This is a genomic window from Pedobacter westerhofensis (assembly GCF_900182595.1).
Classification (GTDB): Bacteria; Bacteroidota; Bacteroidia; order Sphingobacteriales; family Sphingobacteriaceae; genus Pedobacter; species Pedobacter westerhofensis.
Genome location: NZ_FXTN01000002.1, coordinates 62604 through 79546, shown reverse-complemented (window position 1 = coordinate 79546; position 16943 = coordinate 62604). Strand labels below are relative to the sequence as shown.

At 43.5% G+C, this 16943-nt stretch carries 14 protein-coding genes; 7 read left to right on the top strand and 7 right to left on the bottom strand.

Features of this window, described 5'->3' with window-relative positions; genetic code table 11:
- Positions 1-2: 2 nt before the first annotated feature.
- Both FN831_RS03155 and glgX read right to left on the bottom strand, forming a co-directional pair.
- Positions 3-1949: an alpha-1,4-glucan--maltose-1-phosphate maltosyltransferase gene (locus tag FN831_RS03155; RefSeq protein WP_142526770.1), complete on the bottom strand. Its 1947-nt coding sequence runs from the start codon at positions 1947-1949 to the stop codon at positions 3-5.
- A gap of 11 nt (positions 1950-1960) precedes the next feature.
- Positions 1961-4087 carry a glycogen debranching protein GlgX gene (glgX, locus tag FN831_RS03150; RefSeq protein WP_142526769.1) on the bottom strand — a complete coding sequence of 709 codons (2127 nt, stop codon included), beginning with the start codon at positions 4085-4087 and terminating at the stop codon, positions 1961-1963.
- Between the two features lie 296 nt (positions 4088-4383).
- Here glgX and FN831_RS03145 point away from each other — a divergent pair, with 296 nt between their 5' ends.
- On the top strand, positions 4384-5247 hold the full coding sequence (locus tag FN831_RS03145) for an OmpA/MotB family protein (RefSeq protein ID WP_185960369.1): 864 nt from the start codon (positions 4384-4386) through the stop codon (positions 5245-5247).
- 94 nt (positions 5248-5341) lie between these two features.
- Positions 5342-5680, top strand: coding sequence for a hypothetical protein (locus FN831_RS03140; RefSeq protein WP_142526768.1), 339 nt, complete (start codon positions 5342-5344; stop codon positions 5678-5680).
- A gap of 68 nt (positions 5681-5748) precedes the next feature.
- Here FN831_RS03140 and trxA read toward each other — a convergent pair whose 3' ends face one another.
- Positions 5749-6072 carry a thioredoxin gene (gene trxA, locus FN831_RS03135; RefSeq protein WP_142526767.1) on the bottom strand — a complete coding sequence of 108 codons (324 nt, stop codon included), beginning with the start codon at positions 6070-6072 and terminating at the stop codon, positions 5749-5751.
- A 119-nt stretch (positions 6073-6191) separates the two neighbouring features.
- Positions 6192-6623: a winged helix-turn-helix transcriptional regulator gene (locus FN831_RS03130; protein ID WP_142526766.1), complete on the bottom strand. Its 432-nt coding sequence runs from the start codon at positions 6621-6623 to the stop codon at positions 6192-6194.
- A gap of 81 nt (positions 6624-6704) precedes the next feature.
- Here FN831_RS03130 and FN831_RS03125 point away from each other — a divergent pair, with 81 nt between their 5' ends.
- The 5 genes from FN831_RS03125 to FN831_RS03105 all read left to right on the top strand — a co-directional run bounded on the left by FN831_RS03125 (position 6705) and on the right by FN831_RS03105 (position 15199).
- The gene (locus tag FN831_RS03125; protein WP_246101320.1) at positions 6705-8003 is read left to right on the top strand and encodes an MFS transporter; all 1299 of its coding nucleotides are present in this window, start codon (positions 6705-6707) and stop codon (positions 8001-8003) included.
- Between the two features lie 113 nt (positions 8004-8116).
- On the top strand, positions 8117-8689 hold the full coding sequence (locus FN831_RS03120) for an RNA polymerase sigma factor (protein ID WP_142526764.1): 573 nt from the start codon (positions 8117-8119) through the stop codon (positions 8687-8689).
- A gap of 161 nt (positions 8690-8850) precedes the next feature.
- A complete protein-coding gene (locus tag FN831_RS03115; RefSeq protein ID WP_185960368.1) occupies positions 8851-10047 on the top strand; it encodes a FecR family protein in 1197 nt (398 codons plus the stop codon).
- A gap of 294 nt (positions 10048-10341) precedes the next feature.
- Complete coding sequence (locus FN831_RS03110) at positions 10342-13788, top strand: SusC/RagA family TonB-linked outer membrane protein (protein ID WP_185960367.1); 3447 nt, start codon at positions 10342-10344, stop codon at positions 13786-13788.
- A 7-nt stretch (positions 13789-13795) separates the two neighbouring features.
- Positions 13796-15199 (top strand): RagB/SusD family nutrient uptake outer membrane protein, encoded by a 1404-nt coding sequence (locus FN831_RS03105; RefSeq protein ID WP_185960366.1) that lies wholly within the window; start codon positions 13796-13798, stop codon positions 15197-15199.
- Between the two features lie 97 nt (positions 15200-15296).
- On the opposite strand, the gene FN831_RS03100 is transcribed toward FN831_RS03105, so the two are convergent.
- The 3 genes from FN831_RS03100 to FN831_RS03090 form a co-directional block, all read right to left on the bottom strand.
- Positions 15297-15605, bottom strand: coding sequence for a hypothetical protein (locus FN831_RS03100; RefSeq protein WP_142526760.1), 309 nt, complete (start codon positions 15603-15605; stop codon positions 15297-15299).
- 64 nt (positions 15606-15669) lie between these two features.
- A complete protein-coding gene (locus FN831_RS03095; RefSeq protein WP_142526759.1) occupies positions 15670-16128 on the bottom strand; it encodes a MauE/DoxX family redox-associated membrane protein in 459 nt (152 codons plus the stop codon).
- 186 nt (positions 16129-16314) lie between these two features.
- Positions 16315-16911, bottom strand: coding sequence for a Crp/Fnr family transcriptional regulator (locus FN831_RS03090; RefSeq protein ID WP_142526758.1), 597 nt, complete (start codon positions 16909-16911; stop codon positions 16315-16317).
- Positions 16912-16943: the final 32 nt, after the last annotated feature.

Genomic DNA, 16943 nt, shown 5'->3' with positions numbered 1-16943 from the left:
GGTTATTGATCCAGCCTGAAAATATGTGCAGGCATCAGGTGTGGGTTCAGTTCTACAAATTGATATTCCCCCCGCCAGTACCAGATATCTCCGTTCAGAAGATCATGCGCCCTGAATTCTTTTGAGGGATCCATGTTCAGTTCCTCAAAAGGGATCCTGATTGTGGCAGAATGGGTTTGTGTAGCATCAAGGTTGACTGCAATCAGCAGTTTGTTTCCTGATTTAGCATCGGTCTTGGTGTAAGCGATGATCTGGTCACTGCTGGTATCTGCAAACTCGATATTCCAGGTACTGTGCAGCGCTGTATTTTGCTTACGGATCTGGTTTACCCTGATCATCAGCTCGCGGATACGCGTATACTTTGTCCATTCCCAGTGTTTGATTTCATATTTTTCATTATCCACGTACTCTTCTTTTTGTCCGTGTGGGGTATTGATGCCGAAATCGTAAACAGGGCCATACAGACCGTAGTTGGAAGATAAAGTAGCCGCCAGGATGAGGCGCATAATGTGTGCGTTCTCTCCCCCGTTGATAAGTGCAGGAGGCAGGATGTCGGGTGTATTGGGCCAGAAGTTGGGCCTGAAATAATACCGCATCTCGGTTTTGGTAAGCTCCTTCATATATGTCTCGATCTCATACTTGGTATTGCGCCATGTAAAATAGGTGTACGACTGTGTAAAGCCGGTTTTAGCAAGCCGTTCCATCAGGCGCGGACGCGTAAAAGCCTCTGCCAGGAACAGCACATCAGGATCTTTCTTTCTCACCTCGGCAATCATCCATTCCCAGAAGGGAAAAGCCTTGGTATGCGGATTATCGATCCTGAAAATTCGGACACCGGCACTGATCCAGTAATCAATGATACTTTTTAATTCCAGCCACAGGTTCTGCCAATCGTCCGTTTCGAAGTCAAAAGGCAGGATATCCTCATATTTTTTTGGCGGGTTTTCGGCAAACTGTACCGTGCCGTCAGGGCGCCATTTAAACCATTGCGGATGTTCTTTCACATAAGGGTGGTCTGGCGCACATTGATAAGCAATGTCCATTGCCAACTCAATGCCGAGGTCGTTTGCTGCTTTATTCAGACGCTTAAAGTCTTTCATCGTTCCCAGCTGGGGATGAATGGCTTTATGCCCGCCCTTCCTGTTGCCGATTGCCCAGGGCGATCCGGGATCACCGGTTCCCGCATTTAACGTATTGTTTTTTCCTTTGCGGTTGATTTCTCCAATGGGATGTACAGGCGGAAAGTAGAGCACATCGAAGCCCAGTTTACTCACCATTGGAAGCAGTTGTTCCACATCTTTAAAAGTTCCGTGCCTGCCGGGTTCTGCCGAGGCTGACCGTGGAAACAGTTCGTACCAGGAACTGAAGGCGGCCTTTTTCCGTTCTACGCTGATTGTGAAGATTGTGGGATAAACGGTTACAGATTCCTCAGGACGATAGTTGAACATGATTGCGGCGAGTTCTTCATGCAGTGCAATAGCTACCCCCTGCTCCGGCGATACGCGGGATAGTTTTTCTGCCGCAGCTGTTAGTACAGGACCTTCTGCCTCTAGTACCACAGCAGCGGCATTCAGTAATTCTGCACCGATCAGGAGCTCCAGACTGATATCCTGCCCGGCATCATATTTTTTCCGGAGGCCTTTTTTCCAGGTTGTATAATGATCTTCCCAGCCTATGATCCTGAATTCATACTCGCCGGTGGCCTCAAATGTATATGCAGCTTCCCAGCGGTCATTGAGGCTCATGGCCATCGGGAGTTCCTGCTGCAGGCCCCCGGGCAGGTATGTTATGAGAACACTTGCTGCAACCTCATCATGCCCGTCACCAAATACATCCGCAGCGATCGTGATTTCTTCATTGACCACTGCCTTTGCAGGGTATTTTCCCCCTTCCACAGCCGGGGAAACCTGCGTGATAATTACTCTTTTTTTGCCATTCTCGAAACCCATTGCAAACCGTTTTATTGATTCTTAAAATTTTGAAGCAGCACCACTGTGCGCCCACCTACCGGAACCTGTGTTCCCGGTGCAAAAATCAGCGTGGCACTTACCGGGGCGGCACTGGCAGTATCAATGATAATGCGCCATTCTCCCCCGTATTCGTCGCCCGGCAACTGATATTGTATCTCCTCCTCATGCGCATTAAAAATCATATAGAAGCTGTCGTCAACCACCTTGTTGCCAGCATCATCAAGTGTATTCAAGCCTTTACCATTCAGAAAGGTAGCTACAGATTTTGCTGCGCCCTCGTTCCAGTGCTCGTCGTCCATCGGACTTCCGTCTGGCAGGAACCAGGCGATATCTTCTATTCCGTTGGCTTTTAAAGGTTGGCCCTTGAACCAGTTTTTTCTGGAGAAAACGGCATGTTCTCTTCTCAAGCGGATCAGGCTGCTGGTAAAGCCACGCAGATCCTGGTCGGCCGCCTCCCAGTCCAGCCATGAGATCTCATTATCCTGGCAATAAGAATTGTTGTTGCCCTGCTGCGTACGCCCCAGCTCGTCACCTGCCAGCAGCATCGGCACGCCCTGTGATAAGAATAAAGTGGTCAGGAAGTTCCTTTTCTGTTTCATGCGCAGGGCGATAATATCCTGATCGTCCGTCGGCCCTTCCGCCCCGCAGTTCCAGGAGCGGTTATTGCTTTCGCCGTCCTGATTGTCCTCACCGTTGGCATCATTATGTTTTTCATTGTAAGACACCAGGTCGTGCAGGGTAAATCCATCATGCGCAGTGATAAAGTTGATACTGGCAGTGGGTTTCCTGTAATCTTTATAGAGATCTGCACTTCCCGTAATCCGGTCGGCAAATTCCGGAAGCGTATTTTCGGAGCCGCTCCAGTAATCGCGGATACAGTCCCTGAACTTTCCGTTCCATTCTGCCCAGCCGATAGGGAATTTACCTACCTGGTAGCCACCTTCTCCAATATCCCATGGTTCGGCAATCAGTTTAACCTGTGAAATTGTAGGGTCCTGATGGATGATATCAAAAAATGCGCTTAGCCTGTTGACTTCATGGAGTTCCCGGGCAAGTGTAGCAGCCAGATCAAAGCGAAAACCATCCACGTGCATCTCTGTAATCCAGTACCGCAGGCTATCCATCAGTAAGCGCAGCACGTTTGGCAGGTAGGCATTGAGCGTATTGCCCGTACCGGTATAGTCCATATAGTAGCGCTTATCCTCGGTAAGCCGATAGTAAGATGAGTTATCGATACCCTTGAATGAAAGCGTAGGCCCCTTTTCGTTACCTTCGGCGGTGTGGTTGTACACTACATCCAGGATCACTTCTATACCGGCCTGATGCAGCGCTTTCACCATGCTTTTGAATTCAGTAACCTGCTGGCCCTGTTTACCGCCAGAGCAATAGCGCACATCAGGGGCAAAAAATCCAAGTGTATTGTATCCCCAGTAATTGGTGAGTGCTTTTTCCAGCAGGTGCCTGTCTGCCACAAAATGGTGTACCGGCATCAGTTCTATCGCAGTAATCCCAAGGCTTTTAAGATAATCAATAGTCACCTGATGACCGATCCCGGCATAGGTGCCCCGGATATCTTCGGGGATATCCGGATGGAGTTTGGTAAAGCCTTTCACGTGGGCTTCATAGATCACCGTGTTATAGTATGGCGTATTTGGCCGTTGGTCATCCCCCCAGTCAAAGCTGGGGTCGATCACAACCGATTTTGGTATGTAGGGCGCACTGTCCGTCTCGCTAAAACTGAGGTCCTCTTCCGGGTCGCCCACCTTATAGGAGAACAGCGAATCATTCCAGTCGATAATACCCGATATCGCCTTTGCATAAGGATCAAGCAATAATTTATTGGGATTAAAGCGGTGGCCGTTTTCCGGTTCAAAAGGACCATAGACCCTGAAGCCGTAAAGTTGTCCCGGGGCAAGGCCCTGTACATAGATATGCCAGGTAAGATCAGTTTGTTCAGTAATGCTGAACCTCATGGTTTCTTTTTCGTCGTTATCAGGATCAAAGAGGCAGAGTTCAACCGCAGTTGCATTTTCAGAATATAGCGTAAAGTTGACACCATTGCCGTCCCATGATGAGCCGAGAGGAAATGGTTTTCCGGGAAAGATGTTTAAATTCATTTTTATTTTTCGTTACAGGAAATGCAAACCATAAACATTAGGGTTTTAAACATTTTAACCTCCAACAAACTTAAATTTTGAAGGTTTCAAGTATTTGACCTGTAACGAAACAACACGTGTTCTACGCAGAAGAAACTGCCACTTATACTTTTTTTGATTGGTATTAACCGTACTAATACCTGGGCAGTATGATGAATAAAGGATGTTTGGAACCCATGGCCTTTCTCTGCAGCCGGATTGGCACGATCTGTGCAAGTATACTGCCTGAGTACAGATATCAAATAAAAATCAATATTATGAAATTATCAATATTACCGGTAGCCCTGTTATCGATTGCCTTTTTATCTCAAGGCTGTGTAAGTAATAAAAAGTTTACTGAATTACAATCCAACTATACAGATTTACAAACAAAAAACAGTGAACTCAGCAAAAAGTATGATGAAAGCCAGCAGGGACTTTCGGCCTCCAGTTCAAGGGTTAAAAGCCTTGAAGAACAGATTACTTCTGAGCGTTCCAATGTTGCGGCATTACAGGCTGCGCTCGACAAATGTTTAACCTCATCAGGCCAGGGAAATGTGAATATCTCCAAACTCGTAGATGAGATCAATTCATCCAACAAATACATCCAGCACCTGGTGAATACAAAAAACAAAAGTGACTCGCTCAACTTAGTGCTTACCAATAACCTGACCCGTTCACTTAGCCGTGAGGAAATGCAGGATGTGGATGTACAGGTACTGAAAGGTGTGGTTTATATTTCCCTGGCAGACAATATGCTATATAAATCAGGAAGTTACGATATCTCTGATAAAGCCGGACAAACCTTAAGCAAAATTGCCAAAATCATCAAGGACTACAATGATTACGATGTCCTGATTGAAGGTAATACAGATGCCGTACCGGTTAAAATGCCTAACATCCGCAACAACTGGGATTTAAGCGCCTTGCGTGCATCCTCTGTTGTACAGTCTTTACAAACCACTTTTGGAGTTGATCCCAAAAGGTTAACCGCTGGCGGAAGAGGAGAATACAATCCGGTAGCCGATAATACTACAGATGCCGGAAAAGCAAAAAACAGGCGCACGCAGATTATCATCACGCCTAAACTGGACCAGTTTATGGACCTGATTGGTAAAGCCCCTGAAGCTAAAAAACCTTAAAAGCTAAATTTTTAGCCGCATAAAGGCGGGCCTCCTGAATAACGAGGCCCGCTTTTTTATTGAAAAATTGTATTTTTAAGAATTATACACGCATATGGAAAGCAATATTGAGGCAAGAGCATATATCATAAATGAATGGGACTGGGATCAGGAAGAGCTGGATTTCATTAATAACCTGGATGATTTGCAGTGTAAACAACTCGTGTCCAATATTAAAAAAGCATCGCGCTACACCAGAATGTTTACGGTGGGCAAGTATCTGATCTTCGCGTTATTTATTGCGGTATATACACTGAGGTACTTTCAGCTTAACCCTTTAAGCCTGATCATTCAGATGATCATTATCCCTGTAGGGATCTTTGCCATATTCTCGTTTGTAATGCTCAAAAGAGTGGAGGCCAATACAGATTACCGGGCCCTTTTTCTGGCCTAGCGATAAATAAAAAAGGGCGTTATAATAAATTATAACACCCTTTCATTAAACAATCAATCCAAACGATCTTAGTTCAGCTGTTTGATCAGTTTTTCAGCAAGTATAGATTTAGGAACTGCACCTACCTGTTTATCCACAATTTCTCCGTCTTTGAAATATAACAATGCCGGGATGTTCCGGATGCCAAATCTTACGGATACCTCAGGATTATTATCCACATTTAGTTTTCCTACAACGGCTTTTCCTTCATATTCTTTAGCTATTTCTTCAACCACCGGGCCTACCATCCGACAGGGTCCGCACCATTCGGCCCAAAAGTCGATTAATACAGGTTTGTCTGATTTCAACACAAGTTCATCAAAGTTAGCGTCAGTGATTTCTATAGTATTCATAATTTCTATGTTTTAATTTTCTATATCAAAGATACAAAAATTACAAATACCAGTTGCATTTTGCAACAAGAATTTATACCACATGACCATGTTCTTACAATACGCTAACAAATGTGCGGCTACCCGCCCAGTACGGCATCCCTGTGCTGTTTCAGTTCCTGAGCGTATTCAGCAATTGCAGGGGAATTATTTGCTTTTAGTCTTTTATATACCGGATTGCAGGACGGCGAAGCAGGCCTGTACTTATCTCCCCAGGAGAACAGCTCTACAAAAACTGGCAGCAGGTCAATCGACTTATCCGTAAGTGAATACAGGTATTTGGCCTTATTGGCTGCAGAAGCCGTTTTGATCAGGAAACCTTCGGCATCCAGGGTTTTAAGCCGGTCGGTAAGGATATTGGTGGCAATTTTTTCTTCAGATGCCTTAAATTCGCTAAAGGACGACTTACCTTCAAATAGCATATCACGTAAAATGAGCAGTGTCCATTTATCACCGAATATATCCAATGCGTAACAAATGGAGCAATCAGACCGGAGATGATTAGCTTTCATAAAATTGATAATTTGATTAAAAACAGGTTTGGTTATTAAGGATTCAGATCAAATTTACAATTTTAATTTAGCATGCCTGCAATGTTAGATTTAAGTAAAGTCTTCCCTTTTATTCCCTTTAAAGAGCGCTCGCGTATAACTTTGCGTGCTTATTTAAGAGTTACCAGGGTTATGCAAGCAGAAACACATGCGGGCGCTTCCTTATCTAAGGTCCGTATAACAATTGCAGGGTTTGTCACATTTACATTTATCGGTTACTTTACCATAGGACTGGCCCTTGGCATATTGCCGGTGTTTATCCATCAGCGGTTGGGTTACAGTACGATGATCGCGGGGATCATCATCAGCATTCAGTATGTCACTACCTTTCTGCTGCGTGGATATGCAGGGAACATTGTTGATAAAAAAGGACCAAAACCCGCGGTATTGTTAAGCATGATAGGATTCTCGCTGAGTGGAATCCTGATGTTTGCTGCATATATGTTCAGGGATATCCCCGCACTGAGCCTGGGGACGCTCGTTCTAACCAGGCTGATGACAGGCTTTGCAGAAGGCCTCATTGGGGCAAGCCCCGTGAACTGGGCAATCTTTGCAGTGGGAGACAAATATACGGGCCGGGCAATGTCCTTTAACGGGATTGCCAGTTACGGTGCCCTTGCTGCAGGTGCTCCTTTAGGCCTCCTGCTGAACAATGCATTTGGGATGGGCAGTATAGGGATCGTGATCATTGCTGCAGGTATAATCGGTTTGATCTATGCAAAAAGTAAAAAAGCCATAAGGGGAGTAAATACCAGTGCCCCAAGGCTCCCATTTATTCAGGTGCTCAAAACGGTATCCCCTTTTGGGATCTGCCTGGCGCTTGGCGGACTGGGTTTTGGTACGATATCTACATTTATCACGCTGTATTACGCTTACCTGAACTGGACGGGCGCTGTCCTGGCCCTTTCTGTGTTCAGTATCTTATTTATCCTTGGGCGTATCATGTTTGCCCGTTCCATAGAAACCTCGGGAGGGATGAAAACAGCGATGTATTGCCTGGCACTGGAAACTGTAGGATTGCTGATCCTCTGGCTTGCCAATGCCCCGCATGTAGCGCTGATTGGTGCAGGCATTGCAGGACTTGGATTTTCGCTGGTTTTTCCCGCACTCGGCGTGGAAGCTGTTAAGCTTGTACCTTCCTCCAGCCAGGGCGCTGCGATTGGTGGCTATGGCTTATTTATCGATCTTTCCCTAGGCATCACCGGGCCATTAGTTGGAGGTGTAGCCAGTCATTTTGGGATGCTTTATATTTTTCCTTTTAGTATGGCGATGGTATTTGTTGGTTTTCTGGCTGCCCTGCTTATCTATCAAAGGCAAAGAAGAGAAGTAGAGTCGTTTTAGCACACACATCGTTCATTTTAACATAATAATTATGCTTTAGATCAAATCCACTCCTTCAAAGAATACGTATATGGATGTATTCTCTGTAGAATTAAAGTTTAGACATCTTTACAATGGCCAAATATACAAACCTGCCTGCCGAAGAACTTGTTTCATTAATCAAAAGCGATGATAAACAGGCCTTCGCAGAATTCTATGACCGGTACAAAGGCCCCTTGTATTTTCAGGCTTTTAGAATGCTCGGAGATGATGAGCAAGCTAAAGACGTCGTTCAGGAGATGTTTATCCGGCTCTGGGAAACACGCCATTCGATCAGTGTAAAAACTACAGTGGAGGCCTATGTTTTCAGGTCTATCCGCCACAAGGTCATTGACTTTATCAGGCATCAGAAAACGATCACCCGCTATCTGGATTCATTGGAGTGTTACCTGGAAAAGGGAACTGCGGCACTGGATGAAAGTTATATCGAAAAAGAAACACTGGCCTTGTTCCGTCTGGCACTTGCCAGCCTCCCTGCAAGAATGCGCGAAGTTTTTGACCTGAGCAGAAATCAGGGCCTGTCACACAAACAGATTGCCGAAGAACTCTGTATTTCTGAACACACTGTTAAAAAGCAGATCAACAAAGCCATCAAACACCTGCGGCTGAGAATAAACCTCAGCCTGCTCTCCCTCACTTTGCTGTAAAAAGCTTCGCTCCGCTCAGTTCTACCGGCTAAAAAATATTTATTAATTTTTTTCAGCCAGCACGTACTACCAACGCGCCTGCATTCCGTCATATGGTTAAACGGGGATTACAATCTCTGGAAAGATCCCGTTTAAAAAATCATCTACGTAATGCTTGTCATATGAATACTTCATCAAAAACCAATCTTTTCGAAAAATACGGAAACGGAACCATCACTGATCAGGAGTTGCTTCAGCTTCATCACTGGTACCTGGAACATGCCAAAGCTTCAAACGCGAAACTTGAACCAGAGATTTTTCAACAAAGGATGGCGGAAATGGACAATGCACTATTTGCATGCTTGAACAAAGCGGAAAGAAAATTTTATATCTCACTATATTCTAAGGTGGCTGCATTCTTAATCATAGCGATGAGTATCACCTTCTATTTCTGGAACAACTGGACAAATAACGAAAAGCCGGACACCGTATATGTAACTGATGTGGCCCCGGGCGGCAACCGGGCCAGGCTGATTCTGGCGAATGGCAGAAGTATCGATCTGACAACTGCGGATAATGGAGAACTGGCTAAACAAGCCGGGGTAAAGATCATGAAAACCAGTGACGGACAATTAACATATACACTGACCGGTCAACAATTTTTAGGCAGAGGAAAAGCAGCAGAAAAAGCTGAATACAATACAATAGAAATTCCAAAAGGTGGTCAATATGGTGTGTGTTTGCCTGATGGTACCAAGGTATGGCTAAACGCTGCCTCGACATTAAAATATCCTGCTACTTTTTCGTCGCTGTCAGAGCGCAGGGTGGTGTTGAGGGGCGAAGCCTACTTTGAAGTGGTGCACAATGCGAAACGGCCATTTATCGTGGAAACAGATGGCCAGGACGTAAAAGACATCGGAACAAAATTCAATATCAATTCTTACAGGGAAGAACCCGGTGTGAAAACAACAGTTCTTGAAGGTTCCGCAGCGGTAATGACCACTCCCCATTCTCCAAAGTACCTTCCAGGCAAAAAAACTGCAGTTGATAAAACTGTGCTGTTCAAAGTAGTTAAAGCTGGTCAGCAGTCAATACTAACAGATCGGGGAATCGCAGTGGCGGATATCAATGCTGATGAATCCATTTCATGGAAAAATGGCTTGTTCCAGTTTCAGAATGATGATATGCAAACTGTAATGCGCCAGATCGCACGCTGGTACAATGTGGAGGTCCAATATGAAGGAGCTGTACCTACAGAAAAGCTCGATGGCAAAGTTTACCGCAATATTAAACTGTCAAAGGTACTTGAAATACTGCTGAGCCCAGGTATCAGCTATAAGATAGAAAACAGAAAAGTAACTATCATGAGCAATAAGTAAGAGCAATTTAATCAACCAAATATACCAGATTTCGAACAAATAAACCCAAAACATGACCACAACTTCACATCAACGGCAGGTTCTCTGACGCAAATCCGGTTGGTTCAAAAACAAACGCAGAAGTGTTGCGAGCACTTCTGCGATATCGTTTGGATTAACCCTTCCCGATAAAATCGGGATAAATCTATTTGACCAAATTCATGTAACTAACCCAAACAGAACAAAAGTATGAAAATATATGCTTTTAAACCAGGCATGTCCGGCCTCCGGCTGCCTAAAAAATTGCTATTGAAAATGAAGTTAACCGCTGTGATATTTTTCATTGCCCTGTTACAAGTAAGCGCTAAGTCCTATAGTCAGCGAATCAATCTTGAAAAAACAAACATCAGTCTGGGTGCCGCGCTGCATGCCATCGAAAAACAGACTGAATTTGTCTTTGTGGCCAAAGATTTTGACCTTAATGTCCCAAAGATTAACATCTCTCTTAAAAATGCTACTATCGAAGAAGCCATTTCAAAATGTATTCGTTCTCTTCAGTTAACCTATAAAATCGTAGACAAGAATATAATCCTCAGCAGGCGCAGATCTTCCGGAATGGCAGGCAATGCCGGCAAGTCCAGGCGCCCATATAAAGAAATTGACGTTCATGGCCGCGTAGTGGACGAAAACGGTAAAGCGATGGAAGGAGCTGTAGCCAGGATCAAAGGCAGCGACAGAACGGAGGTGACGGATATTCTGGGCGACTTTACCCTCACAGCAGTGGATGAAAATGCCACACTTATCATCTCGCATCTGGGTTACAACAGCATCGAAGTGAGGGTGGGCCAGTACCTTGGAGACCTGCGGATGCGGCAGGCCGTGAACCAGCTGCAGGAAGTAGCGATCCTGTCGACAGGTTACCAGAAGGTATCCCGCGAAGGAAGTACCGGTTCATTTGTACTGATCGACAACAAGCTGGTTAACCGTTCCGTATCGCCGGATTTTATCAGCAGGATCAAAGGGGTCACAAATGGCCTGCTGGTTGATGGAGGGGTTGGAAACACTACCGGAATCAGCGTACGGGGAAGAAGCACGCTGTTCTCTGAAACCAAGCCGCTGATCGTGATTGACAACTTTCCTTTTGAGGGCGATCTGAATACGATCAATCCCAATGACATTGAGGATGTCACGATTTTAAAAGATGCAGCGGCAGCAGCAATCTGGGGCGTTAGGGCTGGCAATGGTGTGATCGTAATTACAACCAAAAAAGGAAAACTCAATCAGCAAACAAAGGTTGGTTTTAATACCAATGTGACAATAGGTGATAAACCTGATCTGTATTATCAACCGCAAATGACTTCTGCGGAATTCATCGATCTAGAAAAATTCCTGTATTCCAAAGGGAGTTACAATGCTACACTGCGAAACGATTATGATCTGATTTCGCCCGTTGTTGCGCTTCTCGCAAAAGAAACTCCCGCAAATACAGTCGCAACACAGGCAAGTATTGAGGCGCTGAAGCAAAACGATGTACGGCAGCAGCTGGATCAGTATTTTTATCGCAAGAGCTTGCAGCAGCAGTATTATCTGAGTTTAAACGGAGGCGGCGCCAGTAATACATATCATTTATCCGCAGGTTATGACAGATTCAGCCCGGTGAACGTTGGCGCATCCAGTTCGCGGTATACCCTGAAAGCGAATAATACGTATGATCTGGCGGATCATAAAGTACAGCTGACTACTGATATTACTTTTGTACGATCTCTTGCGAAGAATGATAATCTTGAAGGATATTTTCCTTTATATCCTTATGAACAAATTGCGGATCGCGATGATAAGCCGCTGGCGGTTCTACCCATATCTGGTCTGCGTGCTGCTTATACTGATACTGCCGGGAATGGTAATTTGCTCAACTGGAAATACCGGCCTTTGGATGAGCTGAGAAAAAAAGCAAATTCTTTTCATGGAGAATCTACTGATATTAGAGTGAATACCGGATTGAGATACCAGATTCTTAAACCCCTGGCATTTTCTGTTAATTATCAGTACTATCGTTCAACTGGTATGAATAAAACCTTACATAGCTTAGACTCCTATAATACCAGAAATGCCATCAACGAAGTTACGCAGATCAATAGAACCACAGGGATTGTGACAAATCCTTTGCCAATCGGAAGTTTGTACAACAGAACTAATAACCTACTCAATGCCGATTACGGGCGTGCCCAGCTGGATCTAAAAAAAACTATTTCCAGAAAACACAATATCAATGCAATTGCAGGTTATGAAATCCGGTCGGAGAACTTCTCTACGGACAGCCAGAACCAGTATGGATACGACCCCGATACCGAAACAAGTGTGCAAATAGATCCTATCACATTATTTCCGGCCTATTATGGTGTCAAAGCAATTCGCATTGGTAACAGCGCGACCACTCAAAGAGGCACTACAGATCACTATATTTCTTACTATACAAATGCAATATACACTTTCGATAGTCGCCTGATATTATCTGCGAGTTACCGTAGGGACGAATCCAATTTATTCGGAGTTTCGGCTCAGAAAAAGGGTGTACCGCTTTTCTCGACCGGCCTGGCATGGAGTTTAGACAAAGAGAAATTCTATCATTTCAGTTGGATGCCAAGGTTACAGATCCGGGCAACGTATGGATATAATGGAAATGTAAACAAGACAATCACTGCATTTACTACTGCAAGCCCCAATGCCTCCCAAAATTATCTGGGAACACCATTCACTACGATTACCAACCCACCAAATCCTTCCCTTCGCTGGGAACGTGTAAAGAATATTAATTTTGGAATTGACTTTGGTCTCAAACAAGAAATAATTTCCGGAAGTTTGGAATATTATATTAAAAATGGTGCAGATTTGATTGGCTCCAGCCCGATCTCACAACAAACTGGCCTAAGCATATTTACCGGTAATGTTGCAGACACGCACACAAGCGGAATTGATATTCAATTGAATTCCCGTAACCTCAATGGTTTAATCAGATGGACAACTACCGGGATCTTCAATATATCAAAAGACAGAGTTACCAACTATCAGGCGAATACGGGATCAAATTTAAGTATTCTCAATCCCCGCTCTATTACGCCCTTAGTGGGCTACCCTATTCAGTCGCTTTTTGGTTTTAAATCTGCAGGCCTGGATGCTGAAGGAGATCCACAGGGTTTTCTTGGAAGCCAGATCAGCAAGAATTACACTTCAATCAATAATTCAACAGATCGCAACAATTTGAAGTTCTCAGGCTCGGCAGTTCCAACAATCTTTGGATCATTTAGAAACACATTCAGTTTAAGCTCACTGGAACTATCAATTAATATCGGCTACAAATTCGGCTATCATTTTAGACGCTCCGCTTTGCAATACAATTTACTATATAGTGGCGATTATCATTCCAATGAATATGGTCAAAGATGGCAAAAACCGGGAGACGAATTCATCACAACGGTTCCATCACTTATTAATCCCGCAAGCGTGAGCCGGGATCAGTTCTATGCTTTATCGGAGTCAACAATAGAAAAGGGAGACCACATCAGGCTAAATGATGTTCAGCTAACTTATACACTTAACACAAGTGGTTTAAAGAAAATTGGCTTAGGTTCAGTGGGTTTCTATACGTATGCAAATAATTTAGGCATTATATGGCGGGCAAATAAACGGCACATTGATCCAGATGCAAGATCTGGCTATCCGATTGCAAAAAGTATTTCTTTTGGTATTAAAACTAATTTTTAACGAGGTCATGAAAACGATATATAACAATACAAGAATCTTCCTTTGGGCACTGCTGATTATAGTAGACTCTGGCTTACTGACAAGCTGCAAAAAAGATTTTTTAGATGCCAGGCCATCAACCAATATCATGCAGCCGGTTACTCTTGATGATTTTGAAAACCTGCTGGAAGGTGACAACTTCACTTATTCTACCTCTGCCTTGCCTGTCTTATCTGCTGATGAATATAACTATGTAGACTATCCGACCTGGCAGTCGGCAAGCAGTGCCACCGAAAGGAATGCTTACATCTGGAGTGCCGATTTATTTGGCGGCCAACCCAATATTCAGGACTGGGCCAGGCCCTATGTCGCAGTATTTTACGCTAATAAGGTACTAAGTGGATTAGAGAAAATTACGGTTAATGCAGACAATATAGCGAAATGGAATTGTATTAAAGGATGGGCATTATTCGAAAGAGCATATCATTTTTACGACCTTGCCAGAAATTTCTGTAAAGCTTATGATCGCAGAACTTCAGGCACAGACTTAGGCATCCCGCTCAAATTAAGACCGGAAATTGATGAGATTGTACAACGTTCAACACTTGAAGAAAGCTATCAGCAGATTCTGAAAGATTTAAATTCTGCAAGAGTTCTGTTAGGCACATCCATTCCTACTGCTCAAAAGAATAAACCGACAGCAGTATCGGCTTATGCTTTGCAGGCCCGGATTTTCCTTAGTATGGGTGACTATGAAAGAGCAGAACTGGCAGCAGATAGTTGTCTCGCTTTATATAGCAAGCTCATAGATTATCAAACCCTGAACGCTTCTGAGTTATATCCTTTTTCTAAAACAAATGATGAAACCTTATTTACCACCGCAGCGGTTCCATCTTATCCCACAAGTGCCGGTATAGCTAATAATTTCATTACTATCAACAAGGACCTGCTGCAATTATACAGTTCCAATGACCTGAGGCTTAGCCTTTACTTTAAGCCTTCTGCAAAAGGATATATCATGGGAGGCAATTATTTTGGACAGAACATTTTTCCCTATACTGGTTTGGCTACTGATGAAGTTTATCTGATCAAAGCAGAATGTGCCGCGAGGAATGGAAGGACTGCTGTCAGTCTATCGGTATTGAATGCATTGTTAATCAAAAGATTTCCTTCATCTTCGTTTACACCATTAACCGCTGCAACAGCGCAAGAGGCACTTGATCTTGCTTTGCTGGAACGCCGGAAAGAATTAGTATGGAGAGGATTAAGATGGGATGATATCAAAAGATTGAATAAAGAAGGAAACGGCATTGTGCTCACACGTATTTTAAACGGGACAACCACTACCCTCTTGCCAAATGATGTGAGGTATGTTTTCCCAATTCCAAGTGACGAAATTGCACTAAGTGGAATAAAGCAAAACCTCAGATAGTATCAGCGTCATTGAAAACCGTCATTAGAGGTAATAATAAAAGGGGCCTAAGCCCCTTTTATTATTACCTCTAATTTATTTAAAGTTTGTTTGTAACTTAAAGGCCAAGGTAAAAACCCGATCCTACACCTACCAGATATCCATCGTCTTCCCATTCCATCGCTTGTGCACTGGAGAAGGAATTCGGGATATGCCCATCTCCGGCAGGTGTTTCATAATACGCACATGGGTCAATTGAAAGCGGTAGGCAAAGCCCAAGAAGGTACGGACTGCTAAATCTCGTATACGCCCCCGACAAAGTATGTCCATACCAGTCGCCTGTAGAATACTTTTTCTCAGGATTAGTCAATACGCTGCCCCCTGCAGCAACTGTTGCGGCAAGTAAGCCAATAATAATTTTGTTCATGGTTTAAAATTTAAGGTTTGAATAATAGGTAATATTTTGTTTGTTCAGTTTTATTTATCAGGCATTACAGTTGTTCAGATTTGTAAAATTTCAACCCTGTAGCAGCGAGCACAATGAAAACAGCATTAAACCAAATGTGCTGTTGCCAGGTTAGGGAGCTAAGAACGCCTCCACAGGTACAGATCAACTGCGTTCCGGAATTCACCATATAAATCAGATACGCTGTAAAAACCAGCATAATTGCCAGAGAAGAAATCAACCCGTCTTTTCGGGTAAGCGGAAAAATAAGTAACAGGCTAATGATAATTTCTGCAGAAGGAACAGCCCAGGCAACCAAGGTACTGTACTGACCTATCAATACTGATTTGCTCAGCACTAATTTGAAAGATTCAAAAGACTGGATTTTGCTGGTTGCGGTGTAAATAAACAGGATAATGAAAGAATAAGCTGCAACGTCAGCAATAACCGCTTTGGTTTTACTTGAAATTTTAGAGGATGGCAGTTTATTTAATGTGGTTTCCATAGGTTAAAAATTATAGTACCAAGTTAAACACGATATTCCTTATAGTTGTGCCCGTTTGGAGCAAAGAGATTCTCATTTTATACAAAGTGATGTAAGTTTTTCACAAAACGCTGTAACAAATGTTACAAAATCCGAAATAAAGATAGTTATCCCTAAACCCGTTCAAAGATGCCCTCTAAGCCAGGGCTAAGCACGTTTTGAACGGGAAACTGTCTGACGGCTGGTGCCCAGATAAGAAGCGATTTCCTGCTGATGAAATTTTAGATCTACCCGCGGAATGGATTTAACCAGTTGAACATACCTGCCAACAGGGTTAAGCGAGATAAAATCCATTATTCTTTTACGGCATTGCTTAAAATCATTAAGCATGATGAGATCTATTACCATATTAAGACAAGGAAAGCTTTTCAAAATTTCATTCAGTTTCCTGCGCGAAAGCGATAAAAGAATGCTGTCCTGCATCACTTCAATATAAAGATCACTGGGCTGATCACTAAAAAAACTTAAGGAATCAATAACAAAGCTCTTTTCATCCCAGAAATATAAGGTATGCTCCTTTCCATCTTCATCATGAAAGTAACCCCGGGCAGCTCCGCGTTCAAGAAAATAAATTTGGTCTGCAATATGGCCCGGTGTGAGCAGCAACTGATTTTTTTTATGATTGCTGGTAGTAAGGTGTAAATCAATAAAACGCATCAGCTCTTCACGGGTGTTACCATCTTTAAGCTCATCCGGCAAGTTTTTGACATTAAAAAGAACGTCATATAATCCGTGGTTTACCATAAAAATTCTCTACAAATTCCTGAAAACTTTAT

Excerpts from the sequence above, each read along its gene's own strand:
- glgX (WP_142526769.1), bottom strand. The coding sequence starts at position 4,087 with ATGAATTTAAACATCTTTCCCGGAAAACCATTTCCTCTCGGCTCATCA.
- FN831_RS03105 (WP_185960366.1), top strand. The coding sequence starts at position 13,796 with ATGAAAACGATATATAACAATACAAGAATCTTCCTTTGGGCACTGCTG.
- FN831_RS03110 (WP_185960367.1), top strand. The coding sequence starts at position 10,342 with ATGAAGTTAACCGCTGTGATATTTTTCATTGCCCTGTTACAAGTAAGC.
- FN831_RS03145 (WP_185960369.1), top strand. The coding sequence starts at position 4,384 with ATGAAATTATCAATATTACCGGTAGCCCTGTTATCGATTGCCTTTTTA.
- FN831_RS03090 (WP_142526758.1), bottom strand. The coding sequence starts at position 16,911 with ATGGTAAACCACGGATTATATGACGTTCTTTTTAATGTCAAAAACTTG.
- FN831_RS03155 (WP_142526770.1), bottom strand. The coding sequence starts at position 1,949 with ATGGGTTTCGAGAATGGCAAAAAAAGAGTAATTATCACGCAGGTTTCC.
- FN831_RS03095 (WP_142526759.1), bottom strand. The coding sequence starts at position 16,128 with ATGGAAACCACATTAAATAAACTGCCATCCTCTAAAATTTCAAGTAAA.
- FN831_RS03140 (WP_142526768.1), top strand. The coding sequence starts at position 5,342 with ATGGAAAGCAATATTGAGGCAAGAGCATATATCATAAATGAATGGGAC.
- FN831_RS03125 (WP_246101320.1), top strand. The coding sequence starts at position 6,705 with ATGTTAGATTTAAGTAAAGTCTTCCCTTTTATTCCCTTTAAAGAGCGC.
- FN831_RS03130 (WP_142526766.1), bottom strand. The coding sequence starts at position 6,623 with ATGAAAGCTAATCATCTCCGGTCTGATTGCTCCATTTGTTACGCATTG.
- FN831_RS03100 (WP_142526760.1), bottom strand. The coding sequence starts at position 15,605 with ATGAACAAAATTATTATTGGCTTACTTGCCGCAACAGTTGCTGCAGGG.
- FN831_RS03115 (WP_185960368.1), top strand. The coding sequence starts at position 8,851 with ATGAATACTTCATCAAAAACCAATCTTTTCGAAAAATACGGAAACGGA.
- trxA (WP_142526767.1), bottom strand. The coding sequence starts at position 6,072 with ATGAATACTATAGAAATCACTGACGCTAACTTTGATGAACTTGTGTTG.
- FN831_RS03120 (WP_142526764.1), top strand. The coding sequence starts at position 8,117 with ATGGCCAAATATACAAACCTGCCTGCCGAAGAACTTGTTTCATTAATC.